This is a genomic window from Novosphingobium sp. FG90 (assembly GCF_057808725.1).
Genome location: NZ_JBMDIO010000006.1, coordinates 184,160 through 200,656, shown reverse-complemented (window position 1 = coordinate 200,656; position 16,497 = coordinate 184,160). Strand labels below are relative to the sequence as shown.

Genomic DNA, 16,497 nt, shown 5'->3' with positions numbered 1-16,497 from the left:
GTTCAGCTGGGCCAGCCTGCGGGACCAGGTCGCGCGCATGACCCGGCGCGACGATGCCGAGGACCTGCTTCACGATGCATGGGTTAACGTCGCCACCGGCCCGACCCCCGCTCGGAATGCCGACGCACTTCTCGCCAGAGCGGCGACCAACCGCGGCATCGATGCCTATCGCCGTGAGCGACGGGCCGGCGATGCGATCGTCTGGGAGCCGAACGCCGATGCGGTCGCAGACAGCTATCCGTTGCAGGATGAGATCCTGATCGCCCGTGAACGCCTCGATCGGTTGCGGGTGGGAGTCGAAGCGCTAAGCCCGCGTACTCGGCAGATTTTCTTGATGTATCGGCTGGACGGCCGTAAATATCGGGAAATTGCCGAGGAACTTGGCATCAGCCAGAGCGCGGTCGAAAAGCATATTGCCAGGGCAATGGCGCATCTTGCCGACTGGATGGAGAATTGGTGACGTGATCTTCCGCAGCAAGCCGGAGAATATGAACCGGCAGGCGGCGGACTGGCTGGCGCGACTGCACGCAGACAACCGATCCTCCCGGGACGAGGCGGAATTCCATGCGTGGCTGAAGGCCGATCCGTCACACGCCCGGGCATTCGAGAATGCATCGACGATCTGGGATGCGGTCGGCGGGCTTCGTGACGATCCGCGCCCAATGGCCCCTCGGCCTGCTGCTACCCGGTTCGTCAACCCGCTGCCTTCGGAGCGCATGTCCCGGCGTGCGGTCATCGCGGGCGGCGCCGGATTGATCCTGACTTGCGGACTGGGCCTGGGCTGGCAGCAGGCCCGCGCGGGTGTGTACGAGACAGGTGTCGGCGAGCAGCGCCGCTTCCTGCTGGACGATGATACGCGCATCATGCTGGACACGAATACGCGCGTGCGCTTCACTGCCAGTTCCTCGCGGCGCCTGCTGTCGCTGGCGTCAGGCCGCGTCGATGTCGAGATCGCCAGTGATGCCCGACCCTTCGTCATCGAGGCGGGCGACAGAAGCGTGATCGCGCAGGCGGCCCGGCTCGATCTGCGCCGCGATGACGACGCCGTCCTCATCACTGCGGTCCAGGGCCATGCCCAGATCCGGTCGGCCGATGCCCGCTTCGAGCTGGCGGCGGGTAATCGCATTGCGATGGAGCCGGGCCGCCAGGACAGACTGGATCGGCCCGAGATCGACGACCTGCTCGCCTGGCAGAGCGGGCGACTGGCTTTCCGGGACGAAACCGTGGCGCAGGCGGTTGCGGAAATGAACCGCTACAGCCATCGTGAACTGGTCGTTGCAGATGCGCAGGTAGCCGGGCTGCGCCTTAGCGGCGTCTACCGCGTCGGTGATCCGGAAGCGTTCGCGCGTTCGCTGGCGGTGCTGCTGCCGGTCGAAGTCGCGGTGGAGCCGGACACGATCCGCATTGCGGCGGCCCACTGAAATTTATTTCCACCCGGGGGTGAGGAAAAGCCCGTCCAGGACGACGAGGCAGTAAGCGGCGCTCACGACGGGCGTCTGTACCGGGGGTATCGGACATGATCTCTTTCAAACGGCAGCTTTGCCGATCGGCGGCGCTTGTGCTGGCCATTTCCAGCGCCTCTCTGGCGACCGGCGCCCATGCGCAGGCGCGTCAGGTGCGCGTTGCGATTGCCGCTCAACCGATGGATCGCGCGCTGGAGCAGCTTGCCCGCCAGAGCGGGCAGGACATCCTGTTCACCCGCGACGCGGTGGCGCGGCTCAACGCACCGGCGGTTTCCGGCGAATTCGATGCCGAAACGGCGGTCCGTCGCCTGATCGCGGGAACTTCGCTCACGGTCGTGCGCGATCGTTCCGGTGCCCTCATTGTCCGCCCTTTGTCGGCGGCGGCCGCGCAAACGCCAGAAGTCGCGAGCGGTGAGCCGGCCCCGGCCAGTGAAATCGTCGTCACGGCTCCTTTCTCGGACGGCGTCGAGCGATCGCTGGGCGTTAAGCGCAATGCGGACTCCATCGCGGATGCCGTCGTCGCGGCCGACATCGGCAAGCTACCGGCCTTCAACGTGGCCGAGGCGCTGCAGCGCGTGCCCGGCGTCACCATCGTGCGTGAGGCTGGCGAAGGCCAATTCATCAGCGTGCGAGGCCTGGGGCCGAACTTTCAGGCAGTGACGTTCGACGGCATGCCGCTCGCCTACAATGAGAACATCCGCAATTCCGGCCAGTCCGGGCGCCAGTTCCGCCTTCAGGTTCTGCCCGCCACGCTCATCGACAGCGTCGTCGTAACCAAGTCGCCCACCGCCGACCTGATCGAAAGCGGCATCGGTTCGACCGTTGACATCCGCCTGATCAAGCCGCTCGATCGTGATCCGTTTCTCGCCGCCAATGCCTATGCCGGGTATGAGGAGCGCACCGATACGCTCAACCCCAACGGCACGATCTCGGCCGGTTGGCGCAACGAGGACAGGACATTCGGCGTGCTGGCGGGCCTGTCCTACTCGCGCCGCAAGGTCCAGTTCGATCGACTGCGCATGGGGTGGCAGGACGCGGAAGTGGAGGGCCTGGGAACCCTGCGCGTGCCCGGCGACGCCCAGCCCTACCTGGAGACCGAGGATCGCGAACGCATCAGCGCCGTCGTCGGCTTGCAGTGGCGTCCCTCCTCGACGTTCGAGATCGACGTCGACGGGCTGTTCTCGCAGTTCAACAATGAGACGACGGAACGCCGCCTGACCTACTACATCCCCAGCCAACTTTCGCGGCTGGACCTCTCGACCGCGGTTGTCGAGGACGGCAGGCTGGTGACGGGCACGATCCGAGGCGCACGTATTCGCAATTACAGCGAATACATGGACCAATCGCACCGGAATCTCCAACTCAACACCACGATCAAGCTGGACCTTGGCGATTGGCATATCGAGCCGCGCGTCAGCTATGCGCGGGCGAGCAGCGATCTCGATACGCCGATCCAGCGCGTGCAGTACCGCACGGCCAGCGGCCGGGGCGGCAACCTTACGTTCGATTTCAGCGGAGATGTCCTGAAGGAAGGCCGGGTTACTTCGCTCTATACCGACCTCGACCTGACCGACCCCTCGCTCATGCCGTTCGAGAGCTTCGCAGTTCGCCCGATCAATTCGATCGACGAGGATAAGAGCTTCGTGCTCAACGTCTCGCGCGGGATGGACTTCGACGTGGGTGGCCTTCGCTTCTCCAGGATCAGGTTCGGTGGGCAGGTCTCCGACCGCTACCGCGACTACCAGCGCCGCGACCGCAACAACGCCATCCTGCGTGATGGGTTTACCCGCACTGATGACTTCCTGCTGCATCCGGTCCCGGGCAATGCCTTCGACCAGTCGATCGTGAACCGGCAGGCCTGGACCAACGTGGACTGGGCGCTGTTCAACCAGGCCTACACGCTCGGCAGCGAATATGACGGCGTGAGCCCCGACGCCTCGGACCTCGAGCCGACGGCGGCCGACCTCCAGAACTCCTATCGCATCGGCGAGAAGATCCAGGCGGTCTACGGGCGGATCGATCTCGAATCCGACGTGGGCGACGTTCCCGTTTCAGGCAATTTCGGCTTGCGCTACGTGCGAACCGAAACCGAGGTGCGCGGCACCGAGATCGCGCCGGTCTCGGACGGGAACGGAGGCGTGACCACGCAGGTGCTGCCCACGACCACGCGCGCGACTTATGCGGAGTTTTTGCCCAGCGCCAATGCGATGTTCAAGTTCTCGGACAACGTGCAATTGCGTCTGGGCGTGGCCCGCACGATGACGCGGCCGTCGCTTTCGGAACTGCGCAATTCGATCAATACGAACAGCGTCACCGTGACGAGCATCTACAATCAGGGCGTCGCCGCGCTGGCCGATCCGACGCTGAACCTGCAGGCTTCGGGCGGCAATCCCAACTTGCGGCCCTACACCTCGTGGAACTTCGACGCTTCATTCGAATGGTACTTCGACAAGTTCGGCGCGTTCACGGTGGCCGCCTTCCACAAGGACATCAGCAACTATATCGCGTCGGATTTCGAGACCCGCACGCTTGCCTTCGCCGTCAATGACGGTTCGACCTTGCCGGTCGATATCCTCGTCGCGACCCCGACCAACGTGGGCGATGCAGCCATCTCGGGCGTCGAGTTCGGCTACACCAACAAGCTGCCGTTCGGCCTGGGTATTACCGCCACGGCCACTTTCGCAACGTCCAAGCTGGAACTGGACACTACCGGCGTGGGCATCCAGTCGGCCGGGATTCAAGGCGTGTCCGACGTCAGCTACTCGATCACGCCCTTCTTTGAGGCGGGGCCGTTCGAGATCAATGTCAGCTATACCTATCGCAGCAACTACATGACCGATTCCGGTGCGAACGTGACGTCGCTGCCGAGCCCTCAGGACGTCGTCGCCTATTACCAGAAAGGCTTCGGCATCGTCGATCTCGGCGCCAGCTACAAGATCAGGCCGAATGTCGAGATGTTCATGCAGGCAGTGAACGTGCTCGACGAACGGCAGGTCTCGTTCGCCGGCAGCGAAAACGAAGTCAGCGAGATCCACACCTTCGGGCGGACCGTGAATTTCGGCGTGCGCGCCAAGTTTTGATCTGAACCCGGCAGGCACCGTGCCGAAGCTGCGGCACGGTGCCGGTATTTCATGAAGACCTGCAAGACCGACGATACGTCCAGGATGGCTTCTCGCGCCCGTTGCCAACCAGGTCCCGACCCATCCTCATCCTTCCGTCCAAGATATGTCTCCAGGGTTCCATAGCGGCGCGCCGCGGCTATCGCGCAGGGAGGGGATCGTTCGCCCGTCCTTGTCGGTCACGCCGTATTCCGCGGCGAGTTCGGCAGTGATGAAGGTTCCGCCCGATTTCGACCCGACCGCCGGGTCCATCGCCAGTGCCGCGATCACCCGTCCCGGGAACTCCGGGGAGGAGCCGACCGCACTGTTGAGTTGGCTGGCCATGCCCGGAACCGACTTGAGGTTCTCGGTCGCGCGTTCGGTATAGGTGAAGCCCTGCCATAGCGAGACCGCGCCGACGCCCGTGTCGCGCAATTCGTGGCCCATGTCGCGCATCATCCGGTCGGTCGCGGTCTTGGTCGTCCCGAACACCACGTCGTATGTGTAGGTCACGCCCACGTAGCCGGAGAGCGCGGCGATCAACCCGGAGCCCTGCGGCACCATGATCCGCGCTGCATGCCATGCCGCGACGTAGGCTGCACGCAGGCCGGTGTCCCATATCTGCCATTCTTCGTCGAGCGGCTTGTCCCAGAAGCCGGTGCGCCGGGTCATGCTCTCGGGAATGGCCATGGCGTTGTTCACCAGCAGGTCGAGGCGCCCTTCGTCGCGCGCGACCTGTTCGAACACCGTGCCGATCTGCGCATCATCGAGCAAGTCCAGCGCGAGAGCGACGCCGCGTCCGCCGCGCGCGTTCACTTCGGCGACCGTTTCCTCCAGCGAACCGGGCAAGGCGTGCCCCCCGGCGGATCGGGTACGGCCAGTAACGTAGACCGTCGCCCCTTGCTCCGCGAGCGCGCAGGCCACGCCCTTGCCGATGCCGCGCGTGGCTCCGGTGACGAGTGCGACCTTGCCCGAAAGCCCGCTCATGACGATTTGGCGGGATTGGCCGGCTGGCGCAGGTTGACGAGCGGACGACGATAGGATGGATCGTTGCCGTCGCGGGCCGATACGCCGTTCAGTGCGATGTCGGGCACGTCGGCGAAGGGGATCGGCATCGGCGGCGGCATGAAGCCCCACTCGATCACGTTCGTGCGCAGGGCGATCCTCCATTCGCCGTCCCGCCGTTCCAGCCGGTCGACATAGCGCCCGCCCGCGACCCAAAGGCTTTCATCGCGGTTGCGGCCGACGAACTGGTAGTAGGTCTCGGCATGGGCGATGTCGCCATCGAGATCGATGTTGGACTGCAGCAGCGCATGGTGCGTGACGATCTGCCCGGCCTCGTGCATCGGGATCGCCCAGTCCCAGCAGTCCGCGGCGCTGCCCACGAAAGGCCCCGCCGCCGTTTCGGCATCGTCCCAGAAGGCCGACAGGTAGATGGCACGGTCGAACCGGTCCATGCCCCGGGAGAAGCGCTCCAGGCATTCGCGGATCTCGTGCTTGTCGAGCATCGCGGCGATGCGCCCGTCACGATCACTGGCACGATCATTTGCCACGGTAGTCGACCTCCGAGATGGGCTTCCAGATCGGCGATCCCCGCGTCGCGCGGGCCGATGCGATGACGCTGCCGTCCACGTCGGTCAGGCCGTATTCCTGCGCCAGTTCGGCGGTGACGAATTCGCCCCCCGACCGCTTCATCACCTCGGGATCGGCGGCGAGCGCGGCGACCACGCGGCCCGGATGCTCGACCGAACTGCCCTGCATCGAGGTGATGGACGTGGTCATCCTGTCCCCCATCTTCGCAAGGTTGTCCCGCGCCTTCTCGGTCAGGGTCAGCCCTTGCCACAAGGTCAGCGAGGCGACGCCGTGAGGTTCCAGTTCGATCGCCATGTCACGCGCCATGCGGTCCACTGCGGACTTGGAGGTGCCGAAGATCACGCCGTATGTATAAGTAACCGCCGCGAAGCCCGAGATCGCGACGATCAGCCCCGACTTTTGCGGCGCCATGATCTTCGCCGCCTGCCAGGCTGCTACGTAGTTGGACTTCACTCCGACATCCCACATCTCCAGGTTGGAGAGCGGCTTTTCCCAGAAGCCCTTGGGCTCCAGCAGGTCGTCGGAAAGCGTGAAGGCGTTGTTGACGAGGATGTCGAGGCGGCCCTGTTCCGATGCGATCCGGGCGAACAGCGCTGCCACGGCCTCGTCGTCGCCATGGTCGCAGGCGACGGCTATGCCGCCACCGCCGCTCTCGCGTCCGCGCGCGTCGCATTCGGCGGCGGTCCCGCCGACCGTGCCGGGCAGGTAGTAGTCGCCTTCGTTGACCGTGCGGCCGGTGACGTAGACCGTGGCGCCCTGCTCGGCGAGCACGAGCGCTATGCCCTTGCCGATGCCCCGGCTGGCGCCGGTGACCAGCGCGACCTTGCCCGCAAGCGGGGCGCTCATGCCGCCGCTCCCGCGAACCAGCTTTCGCTGTAGTCGGCCTTTGCACGGCCGGAGAAATGGTCGGCAGTGAAGGCGTAGCCCATCACGCCCCTGGACCAGTCGGCTGCGGCGCCCCAGTCCTGCTCCCAGTCATAGAGCATCACGCGGTCGGCGATGCGCCACTCGGGCTCGCCCGATGCGCCGGGCCGCTTCTCGAAAGTATCGAGGTAGCGCCCGCCGATGCAGGTGTCGCGATCGCCTTCGCCCATGTCGATCCGGTGGTACGAGAACACATGGGTTTCCGCCCGTGCCGTCGTCCCCGCCAGTTCGATGTGCGACTGGCCGAGCATATGCTGGGTGTCCTTGATTGCGTCGGCGCCGGGCACCACCCATGCCAGGTAGGCGTCGAAGGAGCCGTTGTGCACGCCGTAGTCGAAGCGCGCATCGGGCCACCAGCATGAGCGGATCAGTTCCGCGCTCCGGCGGTCCTCGCCGCGCGCCAGCCGCGCCACGCAGGTCCGGATCGCCTCCCGGTCGATCATCTCGTGCAACGCCTGCTCCATCCTCGTTCCCTTCCGGCGAGCCTTTGCGGCCCTGGTTACCCAGTATCGTTTCCCCAGTGTCATGGAAAAGTCCGTCGCGATCGACCGGGCGCCTCGTCCACCCCGGTTCAATGCCCCAAAAGCCCCGCTGCGGCTTGACCAATGTGGACAGTCAAAGCCCCGAAGCGCCCTGATCGGAGGCGGATATGGACAGTAAGGCCCGGATTTCCGGGCTTCCCGTTCAGGGCTCGGCCTCTGCGCGACGGTATTGATCGCCGATGCGGAGTTTGGGTGCAGCCGACATCATGCCGCTGCACCGTTCGCGGAAGCCGAGTTCGTTCAGGCGCCGAACCCGCCGTCTATGGTATGGAGCGCGCCGGTGACGACACCTGCTTCGGGGCCGGCCAGATAGGCGACCATGCCGGCGATCTCTTCGGGTCGGGCATGGCGCTTGATGGCCATGAACGTGTGCATGAAATCCTTCATGGGGCCGTCGCCGGGGTTCATGTCGGTATCGGTGGGACCAGGCTGGACGGCGTTGACGGTGATGCCCCGCGCACCGAAGTCACGGGCCAGTCCGCGCGTCAGCCCCTGGATCGCGGACTTGGTGAGCGCATAGGCAGCGCCGCCCGCGAACGGAATGCGATCGCCATTGGTCGATCCGATGAAAATGATGCGGCCGTTGTCCGGCATGCGCCGGGCCGCTTCCACCGCAGCGTGGTAAGGCGCGCGGATATTCACGTCGACCATGCGATCGACGGCATCCGCATCCTGTTCCAGCGGATCGCCGAGCACGAGAACGCCGGCATTGACGACAAGGATGTCGAGCGGTCCCGCTTCCGCGACGAGATCGATCACCGCATTGCGGTCTGCCGCGTCCGATCGGACCGCCTTCGCGCCGGTTTCGTCCGAAAGTGCCTGAGCGGCCTCCGCTGCTCCGGCGTAGGAGAAGGTCACGGCGGCCCCGTCGGCCGCCAGGCGCCGGACGATCGCGGCGCCGATGCCCCGGCTGCCGCCGATGACGAGTGCTGTTTTGGCTGAGAAGTCTGTCATTTGTACTGCTCCATCTTGTGTCGGACGAACCTGCTTTCGATAATTCGAGCAGGCATCTGCGGCTTGCTGCCTCCCGCACGCTGCGGGCTGTCGACCACAAGATGATTTCAGGCCATCGTGCGCACTAGCCGCCAAATTCCGGAATAGGCTTTCGGGAATGCCGAACGATGATGAAACTTGAAGGAGTGGCCGCGTTCGTCGCAGTGGCCGAAGCGGGATCGATCAGCGAGGCGGCGCGACGCCTGGGCCTTGCCAAATCGGTCGTGAGCGAGCGCGTGGCCGAGCTCGAAAGATTGCTGGGCGCCAGCCTGATGCAGCGCACGACCCGCAAGTTGTCCCTCACCGGCGAGGGTGAGATGTTCCTCGAACGGGCGCGCCGGATCATACGCGAGACGGTCGAGGCACAGGCGGAGATAGTGGAGAGGCGGGGCTCCCTGTCCGGGCCGTTGCGCCTGGCCGGGCCGATCGGGTTCGGCACGCTGCACCTTGGGCGGATGCTGAATGGATTCCTGGCAGCCCATCCGGACATCGATCTCAGCATCGATCTCGACGACAGGTTCGTGGATGTGGCCGCCGATGGCTACGACGCGGTGATCCGCCATGGTCCGATTCAGGACACGCGCCTGATCGCAAAACGCCTCGCGTCGAGCCGGCGCCTTCTCGTCGCCGCGCCTTCCTATTTGGAGAAGCACGGCGTGTCCAAGTCGCTGGAGGAACTGGATCGGTCCTGCGCGATCCTCTACTCCAATCGCTCAGCAGACTGGCGGTTCAAATCCGGCGAACGCGAAACCATCCTTCGGCCGCGCGCCTGCCTGCGCGTCAACAACGGCATCGTGATGCGCGACGCCGCACTGGCGGGCCTTGGCATCGCACTGCTCCCCACGTTCTTCACGTACCGGCAACTGGCGGATGGCACGCTGCGGCAAATCGACGTGGGAGCACAGGCAGAGGGCGCTGAACTCTACATCGCCTACACGCGCAACCGCAGCGCCTCGGCGAAGCTGGCGGCGCTGACGGAATGGCTGCGGACGGAGATTGGCACGCCCGCGTACTGGGAGACGCAAGAAAGCTGAAATCAGCCCCACCCTCGCTTATGCGTGCAACATACCGGGGCGGGGGGTGAACTTCACGGTAATGCGTAGGCGATCACCTGATCGCCGATCGGCGTTTCCATGAAGTGATGGCCACCCGGTGCGATGACAAGGTACTGCTTGCCGTTCACCATGTAGGTCATCGGCGTGGCCTGTCCACCGGCGGGCAGTACATCCTTCCACAACACCTTGCCGGTCTTGAGGTCGATCGCGCGGATCAGGTTGTCGGTGGCGGCAGCCACGAAGATCACGCCGCCCGCGGTAACCACGGAGCCGCCGTTGTTGGGCGTGCCGATCGTCCAGGGCAGCATCGAGGGGATGCCGAAAGGACCGTTGGTCCGGGCCTCGCCCAGCGGCTTGCCCCAGATCGTCTTGCCGGTCGCCAGATCGATGGCGCGGATGCCGCCGTAGGGGGGCTGTTTGCACAGCATCCCCGTCAGCGGCAGGCGCCAGCCGGCGTTGACGTCGATGGCATAGGGCGTGTGTGCCTGCGGATCGCCCGCACCCTCGGCGCCGCCAATCTCGCCCCGTGCCTGATCGCGGGGTGCCCAGCCCCGACGGTTGGCCTCGGCGCGGGGGACGAGGCGCACGTAGTTGGGCATGTCGTTGTAGTTGGCGACGATCACGCCCCGGCGCGGATCGACCGCAATGCCGCCCCAGTCGGTGCCGCCGTTGTAGCCGGGATACTCGATCGAGCGGCGATCGCTTTCGGGCGGCGTGAAGAAGCCCTTGTAGCTCGCCTTGCGGAACTGGATGCGGCAGATCATCTGATCTATCGGCGACATGCCCCACATGTCGCGTTCCGTAAGATCGGGCTTGCGCAGCGTATGCCAGAGCGACACGCGCTGCGTAGCCGCGCGCTGGTCGGGCTCCACGCCGCCGCCGGGTGCCTTGATCGTGCCCACCGGCGTCAGCGGCTGGCCGGTGCGGCGGTCGAGCACGTAGATGTCGCCCTGCTTGGACGGCAACACCAGCGCGGGCGTGCCCTTGTAGTCCACCAATGTGGCCTGCGCGCCGAAGTCGTAGTCCCAAACGTCGTCACGCACGGCCTGGAACTTCCAGCGAGGCTTGCCGGTGGTGACGTCGAGTGCGACGAGCGACGTCGCGAAATCGCGCTCCTGCGGCCGGCGCAGGCTGGAATAATAGTCTGCCGCCGCATTGCCCATTGGAAGGTAGACGAGGCCGAGTTGCTCATCGCCGCTGGCGATCGTCCACATGTTTGGGGTGCCGCGCGCCCAGGTCTGGCCCTGCGGCGGATAGCCGCTCCAGTCCGGATGCATCATGTCCCAGGCCCAGCGCAGCTTGCCGGTGACGGCGTCATAGCCCCGGATCACGCCCGAAGGCGCCCAGCGGTCCTGACCGTCGAGCACTTGATGCCCGGTGACGACCACGCCGCGCACGATCGTCGGCGGCGAGTTAATCGAGACGTAGCCCGGCGGCGTATCACCCATGCCGACCTTGGTATCGACTTCGCCATTGGCGCCGAAGGCGGCGCAGCGCGCTCCGGTATGCGCGTCGATGGCAAAGAGGCGCGCGTCGAGCGTGCCGTAGATGATGCGCTGCGCGCAGGGCTGGTCCGCCGCAGCGCCGGGCACCACGAAATAGCTCACGCCGCGACAGGCGGCGGTATAGGGGATCGCTTCGTCGGAGACCTTGGGGTCGAACTTCCAGCGCTGCTTGCCGGTCGCGGGATCGAGGGCGACGACCATGTTCTTGGGCGTACAGACATAGAGCATGTCACCGACCTTGAGCGGCGTGTTTTCTCCCCCATAAGTCTTCGCGATCTCGGCCGATGAGGGCATGTCGCCGGTATGGGCCAGCCATACGCGCTTGAGGTTCTTCACGTTGTCCGGCGTGATCTGGCCGAGCGGCGAGAAGCGGCGCGCGGCCTCGGTGCCGCCATAGGCCGGCCAGTCGTCTCCGGCCCGGGCGAGCGACGGATCGCTCATCTCGAAGCGGAGTCCGGGAAGCTCGGACGCAGGCCCGGTATCGGCCATCCGGGCGAATATCATGGCGGATACGGCGGTGAGGACGACGGCCGCTGCGCTCGTTCCAAGCCCGAGCTTCCAGCGGCCGGGCCGGGATGAGAGCGTGGGCATGACCAGCAGGATCGCCACCAGCAGGACCAGCGGCGCGATCACGCGCGGGACAAGCGCCCAGTTGTTCGCGCCGACTTCGGCAAAGGCCCAGATCACGGTCAGGACGAAGATCGCGCAATAGAGCCAGCCGCCCAGGATATTGCGCCGGATCAGCAGCCCTCCGGAAGCCAGCATCGCAAGCCCGGTGAGCAGGTAGTAGGCCGAGCCGCCAAGCACAGCGAGCCAGATGCCCCCGATGGCCAGCACCGCTCCGATAAGGGTGATGACTGAACCGAGCATCAGAGGTGCAAGCGGAAGTCTCCTTAGCTGCAGGCTTGAAGAATCCGTCATACACACTCCAGAAACATTTTCGTCCGCTCATGGTGAATGGCGAGAGCCGCGTAATGTTCCGGGGCGCCGTGGGTTGTTTTTGCGATCAAGGTACTGCTGCACGGCCGTCAAGGCGAAGTTCCGCAATACGTGCTTCTGCGATGAGGGGGTCGCCAACGCGATCGGCAACCGGTACGCACACTGTCGATCATGCTGTATGCTGGGTTTTGCATGGGTTCTGGAAAAAGCCGGGTCGAACCTGACTCTTTGTCGGGATGCACCAAAAAGTAACCACGATGATCTAGCGTCCGTTCATGCGCATCGCGACGATCACCAACTGGGCCTATGGCGCGACCGTCTGCCTTACCATCGTGGCCGGTGTCACGATGGTCCTGGCCTCCAGCGCCGACAAGGTCGAGCGTGCGGCGGTCCGTCAACGCGACCTGTTCGACCAATTGACCTTCGAGATCGAGAACGACCTGGCGGAGTTGACCGACCAGGCCCGGCTGGCGACAGTGACCGACGACCCCAGCCACGCGATCGCCTACGAACGCACGCGGGCCTCGCTCGGCTCGGTCGAGCAGCGCGTTGCCAAGCTTAAGGATGGTGGGGCCAACGAGCAGGAACTGCGCTCGCTGGAAGAAGGGCTCCGCTGGGCAAGGACGCTGGAGGACGAGCAGCAGGCCGCGATTGCGGCTACCCGGCGCGGCGACGGCGCCACGGCGCGGGCGATCGTGTTCGGTCCGGAGTACGAGCGCGAACTGGAGCGTGTGCATTTCCTGATCGGCCGCTTCCGCTACCTGCTCGATCAGCGATCGGACAACGCGATCGAGCAGGCGAGCCAGGCTTCACAGCGGCTGCGCTCGGTGTCCGAGGCCATGGTCGCGATCACGGCGGCCCTGTTCCTGCTGGTTCTGGGCTTCATCCTGAAGCGACGCATCCTGCGCCCGGTCATGACGCTGAGCGATGTCGTCAACCGCCTGGCTGACCAGGACTACACCGTGGAAACTCCGGCGTTCTCGCAAGTCGACGAGATCGGCGACATGGCGCAGGCGATCCGCATCTTCCGGGAGAACGGACTGGAGCGTCAGCGGCTGGAGCGCGAGCGCGATGCCGACTGGGCCGTGCGGGACCTGCTGGCGCGCATGACGCAGCGCTTGCAGGGGTGCGAGAGCGTTTCTGACCTTTTCGCCGTGGTGCGACTGTTCGCTCCCAGGATCGCGCCGACGCTGGCGGGGCGGCTCTATACCTTGGATAACCGCATGAAGTTGATGGTCTGTGCCGCCGAATGGCGCGGATCGCCGGATGGCGGCATGGAAGATCGCGGGTCGCAGGGCACCGACGCGGCGTTCGGCCCGGACGATTGCTGGGCGCTGCGGCGCGGTCAGATCCATGCGCCCGGCGGCGAGATGCTCGACGTGCCTTGCCGCCATGTCGCTCCCTCGGCAGCCCGGGCGACCATCTGCGTGCCGTTGACCGCGCAGGGCGAAACGATCGGTCTGCTGGTGCTGGAGAACCTAGCGGCCGACCATGGGCCGGACGATTCCACTGGCGTCTACATTGAACTGATGTCCGAAACTGTCGGGCTTGCGCTTGCCAACCTGAACCTTCGTGACGTGCTCCATGAAAAGGCGCTGTTCGACCCGTTGACGGGTCTGCGCAACCGGCATGAACTGGACGACACCCTGCGCCGTCTGGTCGCAACCGCCGATGCAGCATGTACGCCGATCGCCTGCCTGATGATGGACATCGATCACTTCAAGGGCCTCAACGACCGCTTCGGCCATGATGCCGGGGACTTTGTCATCCGCACCGTCGCGGCGGTCTTCGCCGGTGGCGCGCGGGAAGACGATCTGGCCCTTCGCTATGGCGGCGAGGAATTCCTGATGCTGATGCCGGGGGCCGATGAGGCGTTGGCGCTGGAACGGGCCGAGCGTATCCGCGAGCGGGTGGCGGGCCTCGATCTCACGCACGAGGGGCAGCCGCTGGGGCAGGTCACCGTCTCGCTGGGACTGGCTGTCTATCCGCATCATGGACCGATCCAGGCGCTGATCACTACTGCCGACGCCGCCCTTCTTCGCGCGAAGGAGAGGGGCCGCGACTGCATCGTCATTGCTGCGCAGCGGAACCGGGATGCCGGAAAGTCATCGGAGGCAGGGACCTGATCGATGGCGCGGGCCGGCCTCAGCGGTTCATGCAGACATGGACTTTGGTTTCGTTATTGGGGCCGCGCAGCGTAGTCATCATTTCGGGCAGGGCGTCGATGCCGATGTTGGCGCTGACGATCGACTTGGGGTCGACGTGCCCGCCGCCCTGGATCGCATCACGGTCAAGCATTTCGGCGATGTGGATGAATTCCTTCATCGAGTAGCCGACCGCGAATTGCATCGACACGCACTTGTAGCTTGCCAGGCCGGGGATCACCGGGTCGGGCGACGTGCAGAATCCCAGACTGATGATGCGCCCGAACGCCTCGGCATGCATGACCGCTTTCATCAGCATGCCTTCGGCGCCCACGCATTCCAGAACGACCTGCGGCGAACCGCCGAGCACCTCCACGACTTCGCCGATCTCGTTGTCGCCGAAGCGGACGAAGGCGTCGGCGCCCATCGCGAGGCACAAGTCCTTCCGGCGTGACGAGCGCGACATGGCGACGATGCGGCCCGCCCCGAGGCGACGCGCCCAATAGATCGCGTAGAGCGCGACCGTGCCGCCACCCAGGACGACAACGCGGTCGCCGGGCTGGATCCGGGCCAGTCTGGTGCCGTAGAGGCTGATCGCCATCGGCTCGATCAGGGCGCCGTCCGCCATCGAGAGTGTCTGCGGCAGCCGCGTGGCTACGCTGGCCGGTACTTTCGCCAGTTCGGCGAAACCGACCGTCGCAGTGCCGGTGCCAGATCTGCACAGCACGTTGTTGCCATGGGTACGGCAGGGCTCGCAGGTGCCGCAGGCGACCGAGGGGAGCACCGCGATCTGCTCACCGATCTTCCAGCCCGGAACGTCCGGACCGATGGCGACGATCTCTCCCGCGTATTCGTGCCCGAATTGCACGCCGGCACCGTAGTCCCACGTGCCGCCCTTCGTCATCGACAGGTCGGTGCCGCAGACGCCGCAGCGATCGACGCGGATCAGGAGTTCGCCCGGCCCGGGTTCCGGGTCGGCCAGCGTCTCGATGACGACGGGCCGGCCGTTACCGGGATAGATTGCCGCCTTCACTTTTTCTTCTCCAGCAAGTCGTAGCGGGCGATATAATCTGTGAAAGGCTCGCGCGCTTCGTCTTCGGTCATGCCGAAATCGGCGATGGAATAGCGGTGGACGCCGTGCTGCATTTCAGGCTTCTCGTCGATGCGTCGTTGCAGTGCGGGGCGCGTTTCTTCCGGGATGTCCATGCCGATGAACCGGTAGATCCGTTCGACGACCTCCATCGGCCGTGCATGGAAGTCGGCGTGGACCACATCGAGAACCTGCGCGGGATGGCGTTTGCGAACCTCTTCGGCCTTGCGCACGGCATTGGCCCACTTGGCGACCTCTCGGCGAAGCAGGATTTCCGCGCGCTGCTGTGGACGGTTGCCTTCCATGAGGTTGTTGCCGTTCATCAACAGGGAAACGAGGCTGGGCACCGCCTTCGCCGGATCGCGGTGGGTCTGGATCACGCGCGCATCCGGGAACACCGCGAAGAGCAGGTCGAGGTGTTCGATATGCCCCGGGTTCTTGAGCAGCCATCGCTTGCTGCGCTCGTTGCTGCCGATCAGCTGGATGCAGCGCCGCAGATGGTCATAGGCGGCGGCCTCGCTCTGGCACTGCCACCAGGCATCGTAGCTGGCCGCCGACCATCCGCATGACCACAAGTTCGACACGAACGACTGGCGCATGACCATGCAGCATTCGTGGACTTCCTCGGCGGCGCGGAAGTGGGCGGCCTTGGCATTCGGAGTGGCCGCATATCGCGTGTCGAGACCGGCCCTGGTCTTGAGGAACTGCGGATACTGGCCCCAGGTCTCGATCGGCGGGCGCGGCATGGGGCTGTCGAGCAGCCAGGTCTGAAGGCCCTGGAAGCGTGGATCGACCGCCAGCAGGCGATGAAGCGCCGTCGTTCCGGTCCGGGGCACGCCGGTGATGACGACAGGGCTGAGAAGGGGCTGCGCATCGAATCCGGGATTGTCCTTCATCGATTGCACGGCATGGGCACGGCCGCGAAGAACTTCGACCAGCATCCCCCAGGCGGCCCGGCGGCCCACTTCCGAGAACTGGGCGTCGTAGTCCATGGACTGGAGCAGCACCGTAAGGCCGGGCAGGTAATCGTCGCCACCGAAGTCGGTCAGTCCACTCGCTTGCGTCACTGTTTGATGCAACTGGTCAAGGGCGCCGCGAAACCGGCGCGGCGGATCGAATTGTAGCTCCATTCTTCGGTATCCTACCCTCTG

Annotated in this window: 13 protein-coding genes; 5 read left to right on the top strand and 8 right to left on the bottom strand. The window is 65.3% G+C overall.

Going from position 1 to position 16,497, the window contains the following annotated elements:
• Positions 1–37 precede the first annotated feature (37 nt).
• The 3 genes from ACODRZ_RS08080 (at position 38) to ACODRZ_RS08070 (ending at position 4,543) form a co-directional block, all read left to right on the top strand.
• Positions 38–460: an RNA polymerase sigma factor gene (locus ACODRZ_RS08080; RefSeq protein WP_488969348.1), complete on the top strand. Its 423-nt coding sequence runs from the start codon at positions 38–40 to the stop codon at positions 458–460.
• A 1-nt stretch (position 461) separates the two neighbouring features.
• Entirely contained in the window at positions 462–1,421 is a 960-nt protein-coding gene (locus ACODRZ_RS08075; protein WP_488969347.1) for a FecR family protein, read from the top strand.
• Between the two features lie 95 nt (positions 1,422–1,516).
• Complete coding sequence (locus ACODRZ_RS08070) at positions 1,517–4,543, top strand: TonB-dependent receptor (RefSeq protein WP_488969346.1); 3,027 nt, start codon at positions 1,517–1,519, stop codon at positions 4,541–4,543.
• A gap of 126 nt (positions 4,544–4,669) precedes the next feature.
• Here ACODRZ_RS08070 and ACODRZ_RS08065 read toward each other — a convergent pair whose 3' ends face one another.
• The 5 genes from ACODRZ_RS08065 to bdcA form a co-directional block, all read right to left on the bottom strand.
• A complete protein-coding gene (locus tag ACODRZ_RS08065) occupies positions 4,670–5,548 on the bottom strand; it encodes an SDR family NAD(P)-dependent oxidoreductase (RefSeq protein ID WP_488969345.1) in 879 nt (292 codons plus the stop codon).
• Positions 5,545–6,114 (bottom strand): nuclear transport factor 2 family protein, encoded by a 570-nt coding sequence (locus tag ACODRZ_RS08060; protein ID WP_488969344.1) that lies wholly within the window; start codon positions 6,112–6,114, stop codon positions 5,545–5,547. The genes ACODRZ_RS08065 and ACODRZ_RS08060 overlap by 4 nt, the downstream gene beginning before the upstream one ends.
• Complete coding sequence (locus ACODRZ_RS08055; RefSeq protein WP_488969343.1) at positions 6,104–7,000, bottom strand: SDR family NAD(P)-dependent oxidoreductase; 897 nt, start codon at positions 6,998–7,000, stop codon at positions 6,104–6,106. The genes ACODRZ_RS08060 and ACODRZ_RS08055 overlap by 11 nt, the downstream gene beginning before the upstream one ends.
• Positions 6,997–7,542, bottom strand: coding sequence for a nuclear transport factor 2 family protein (locus tag ACODRZ_RS08050; RefSeq protein ID WP_488969342.1), 546 nt, complete (start codon positions 7,540–7,542; stop codon positions 6,997–6,999). Before ACODRZ_RS08050 ends, ACODRZ_RS08055 begins: the two co-directional genes overlap by 4 nt.
• 318 nt (positions 7,543–7,860) lie before the next feature.
• Positions 7,861–8,574: an SDR family oxidoreductase gene (gene bdcA, locus ACODRZ_RS08045; RefSeq protein ID WP_488969341.1), complete on the bottom strand. Its 714-nt coding sequence runs from the start codon at positions 8,572–8,574 to the stop codon at positions 7,861–7,863.
• Positions 8,575–8,759: 185 nt separating this feature from the next.
• Between bdcA and ACODRZ_RS08040 the strand changes: the two genes are divergently transcribed.
• Positions 8,760–9,647, top strand: coding sequence for a LysR family transcriptional regulator (locus ACODRZ_RS08040; RefSeq protein WP_488969340.1), 888 nt, complete (start codon positions 8,760–8,762; stop codon positions 9,645–9,647).
• Between the two features lie 53 nt (positions 9,648–9,700).
• Here the strand turns inward: ACODRZ_RS08040 and ACODRZ_RS08035 are convergent, their stop codons facing one another.
• Entirely contained in the window at positions 9,701–12,043 is a 2,343-nt protein-coding gene (locus ACODRZ_RS08035) for a membrane-bound PQQ-dependent dehydrogenase, glucose/quinate/shikimate family (protein ID WP_488969339.1), read from the bottom strand.
• A gap of 344 nt (positions 12,044–12,387) precedes the next feature.
• On the opposite strand from ACODRZ_RS08035, the gene ACODRZ_RS08030 reads away from it, so the two are divergent.
• Complete coding sequence (locus ACODRZ_RS08030; protein WP_488969338.1) at positions 12,388–14,238, top strand: diguanylate cyclase; 1,851 nt, start codon at positions 12,388–12,390, stop codon at positions 14,236–14,238.
• 19 nt (positions 14,239–14,257) lie between these two features.
• On the opposite strand, the gene ACODRZ_RS08025 is transcribed toward ACODRZ_RS08030, so the two are convergent.
• Positions 14,258–15,289, bottom strand: a complete 1,032-nt coding sequence (locus tag ACODRZ_RS08025) for an alcohol dehydrogenase catalytic domain-containing protein (protein ID WP_488969337.1) — start codon at positions 15,287–15,289, stop codon at positions 14,258–14,260.
• On the bottom strand, positions 15,286–16,476 hold the full coding sequence (locus tag ACODRZ_RS08020; protein ID WP_488969336.1) for a sulfotransferase family protein: 1,191 nt from the start codon (positions 16,474–16,476) through the stop codon (positions 15,286–15,288). Before ACODRZ_RS08020 ends, ACODRZ_RS08025 begins: the two co-directional genes overlap by 4 nt.
• Between the last annotated feature and the right edge of the window lie 21 nt (positions 16,477–16,497).

Bases quoted from the DNA above. Each gene is read 5' to 3' on its own strand.
- ACODRZ_RS08080 (WP_488969348.1), top strand. From the start codon at position 38: ATGACCCGGCGCGACGATGCCGAGGACCTGCTTCACGATGCATGGGTT.
- ACODRZ_RS08070 (WP_488969346.1), top strand. From the start codon at position 1,517: ATGATCTCTTTCAAACGGCAGCTTTGCCGATCGGCGGCGCTTGTGCTG.
- ACODRZ_RS08065 (WP_488969345.1), bottom strand. From the start codon at position 5,548: ATGAGCGGGCTTTCGGGCAAGGTCGCACTCGTCACCGGAGCCACGCGC.
- ACODRZ_RS08055 (WP_488969343.1), bottom strand. From the start codon at position 7,000: ATGAGCGCCCCGCTTGCGGGCAAGGTCGCGCTGGTCACCGGCGCCAGC.
- ACODRZ_RS08050 (WP_488969342.1), bottom strand. From the start codon at position 7,542: ATGGAGCAGGCGTTGCACGAGATGATCGACCGGGAGGCGATCCGGACC.
- bdcA (WP_488969341.1), bottom strand. From the start codon at position 8,574: ATGACAGACTTCTCAGCCAAAACAGCACTCGTCATCGGCGGCAGCCGG.
- ACODRZ_RS08035 (WP_488969339.1), bottom strand. From the start codon at position 12,043: ATGCTCGGTTCAGTCATCACCCTTATCGGAGCGGTGCTGGCCATCGGG.
- ACODRZ_RS08030 (WP_488969338.1), top strand. From the start codon at position 12,388: ATGCGCATCGCGACGATCACCAACTGGGCCTATGGCGCGACCGTCTGC.
- ACODRZ_RS08020 (WP_488969336.1), bottom strand. From the start codon at position 16,476: ATGGAGCTACAATTCGATCCGCCGCGCCGGTTTCGCGGCGCCCTTGAC.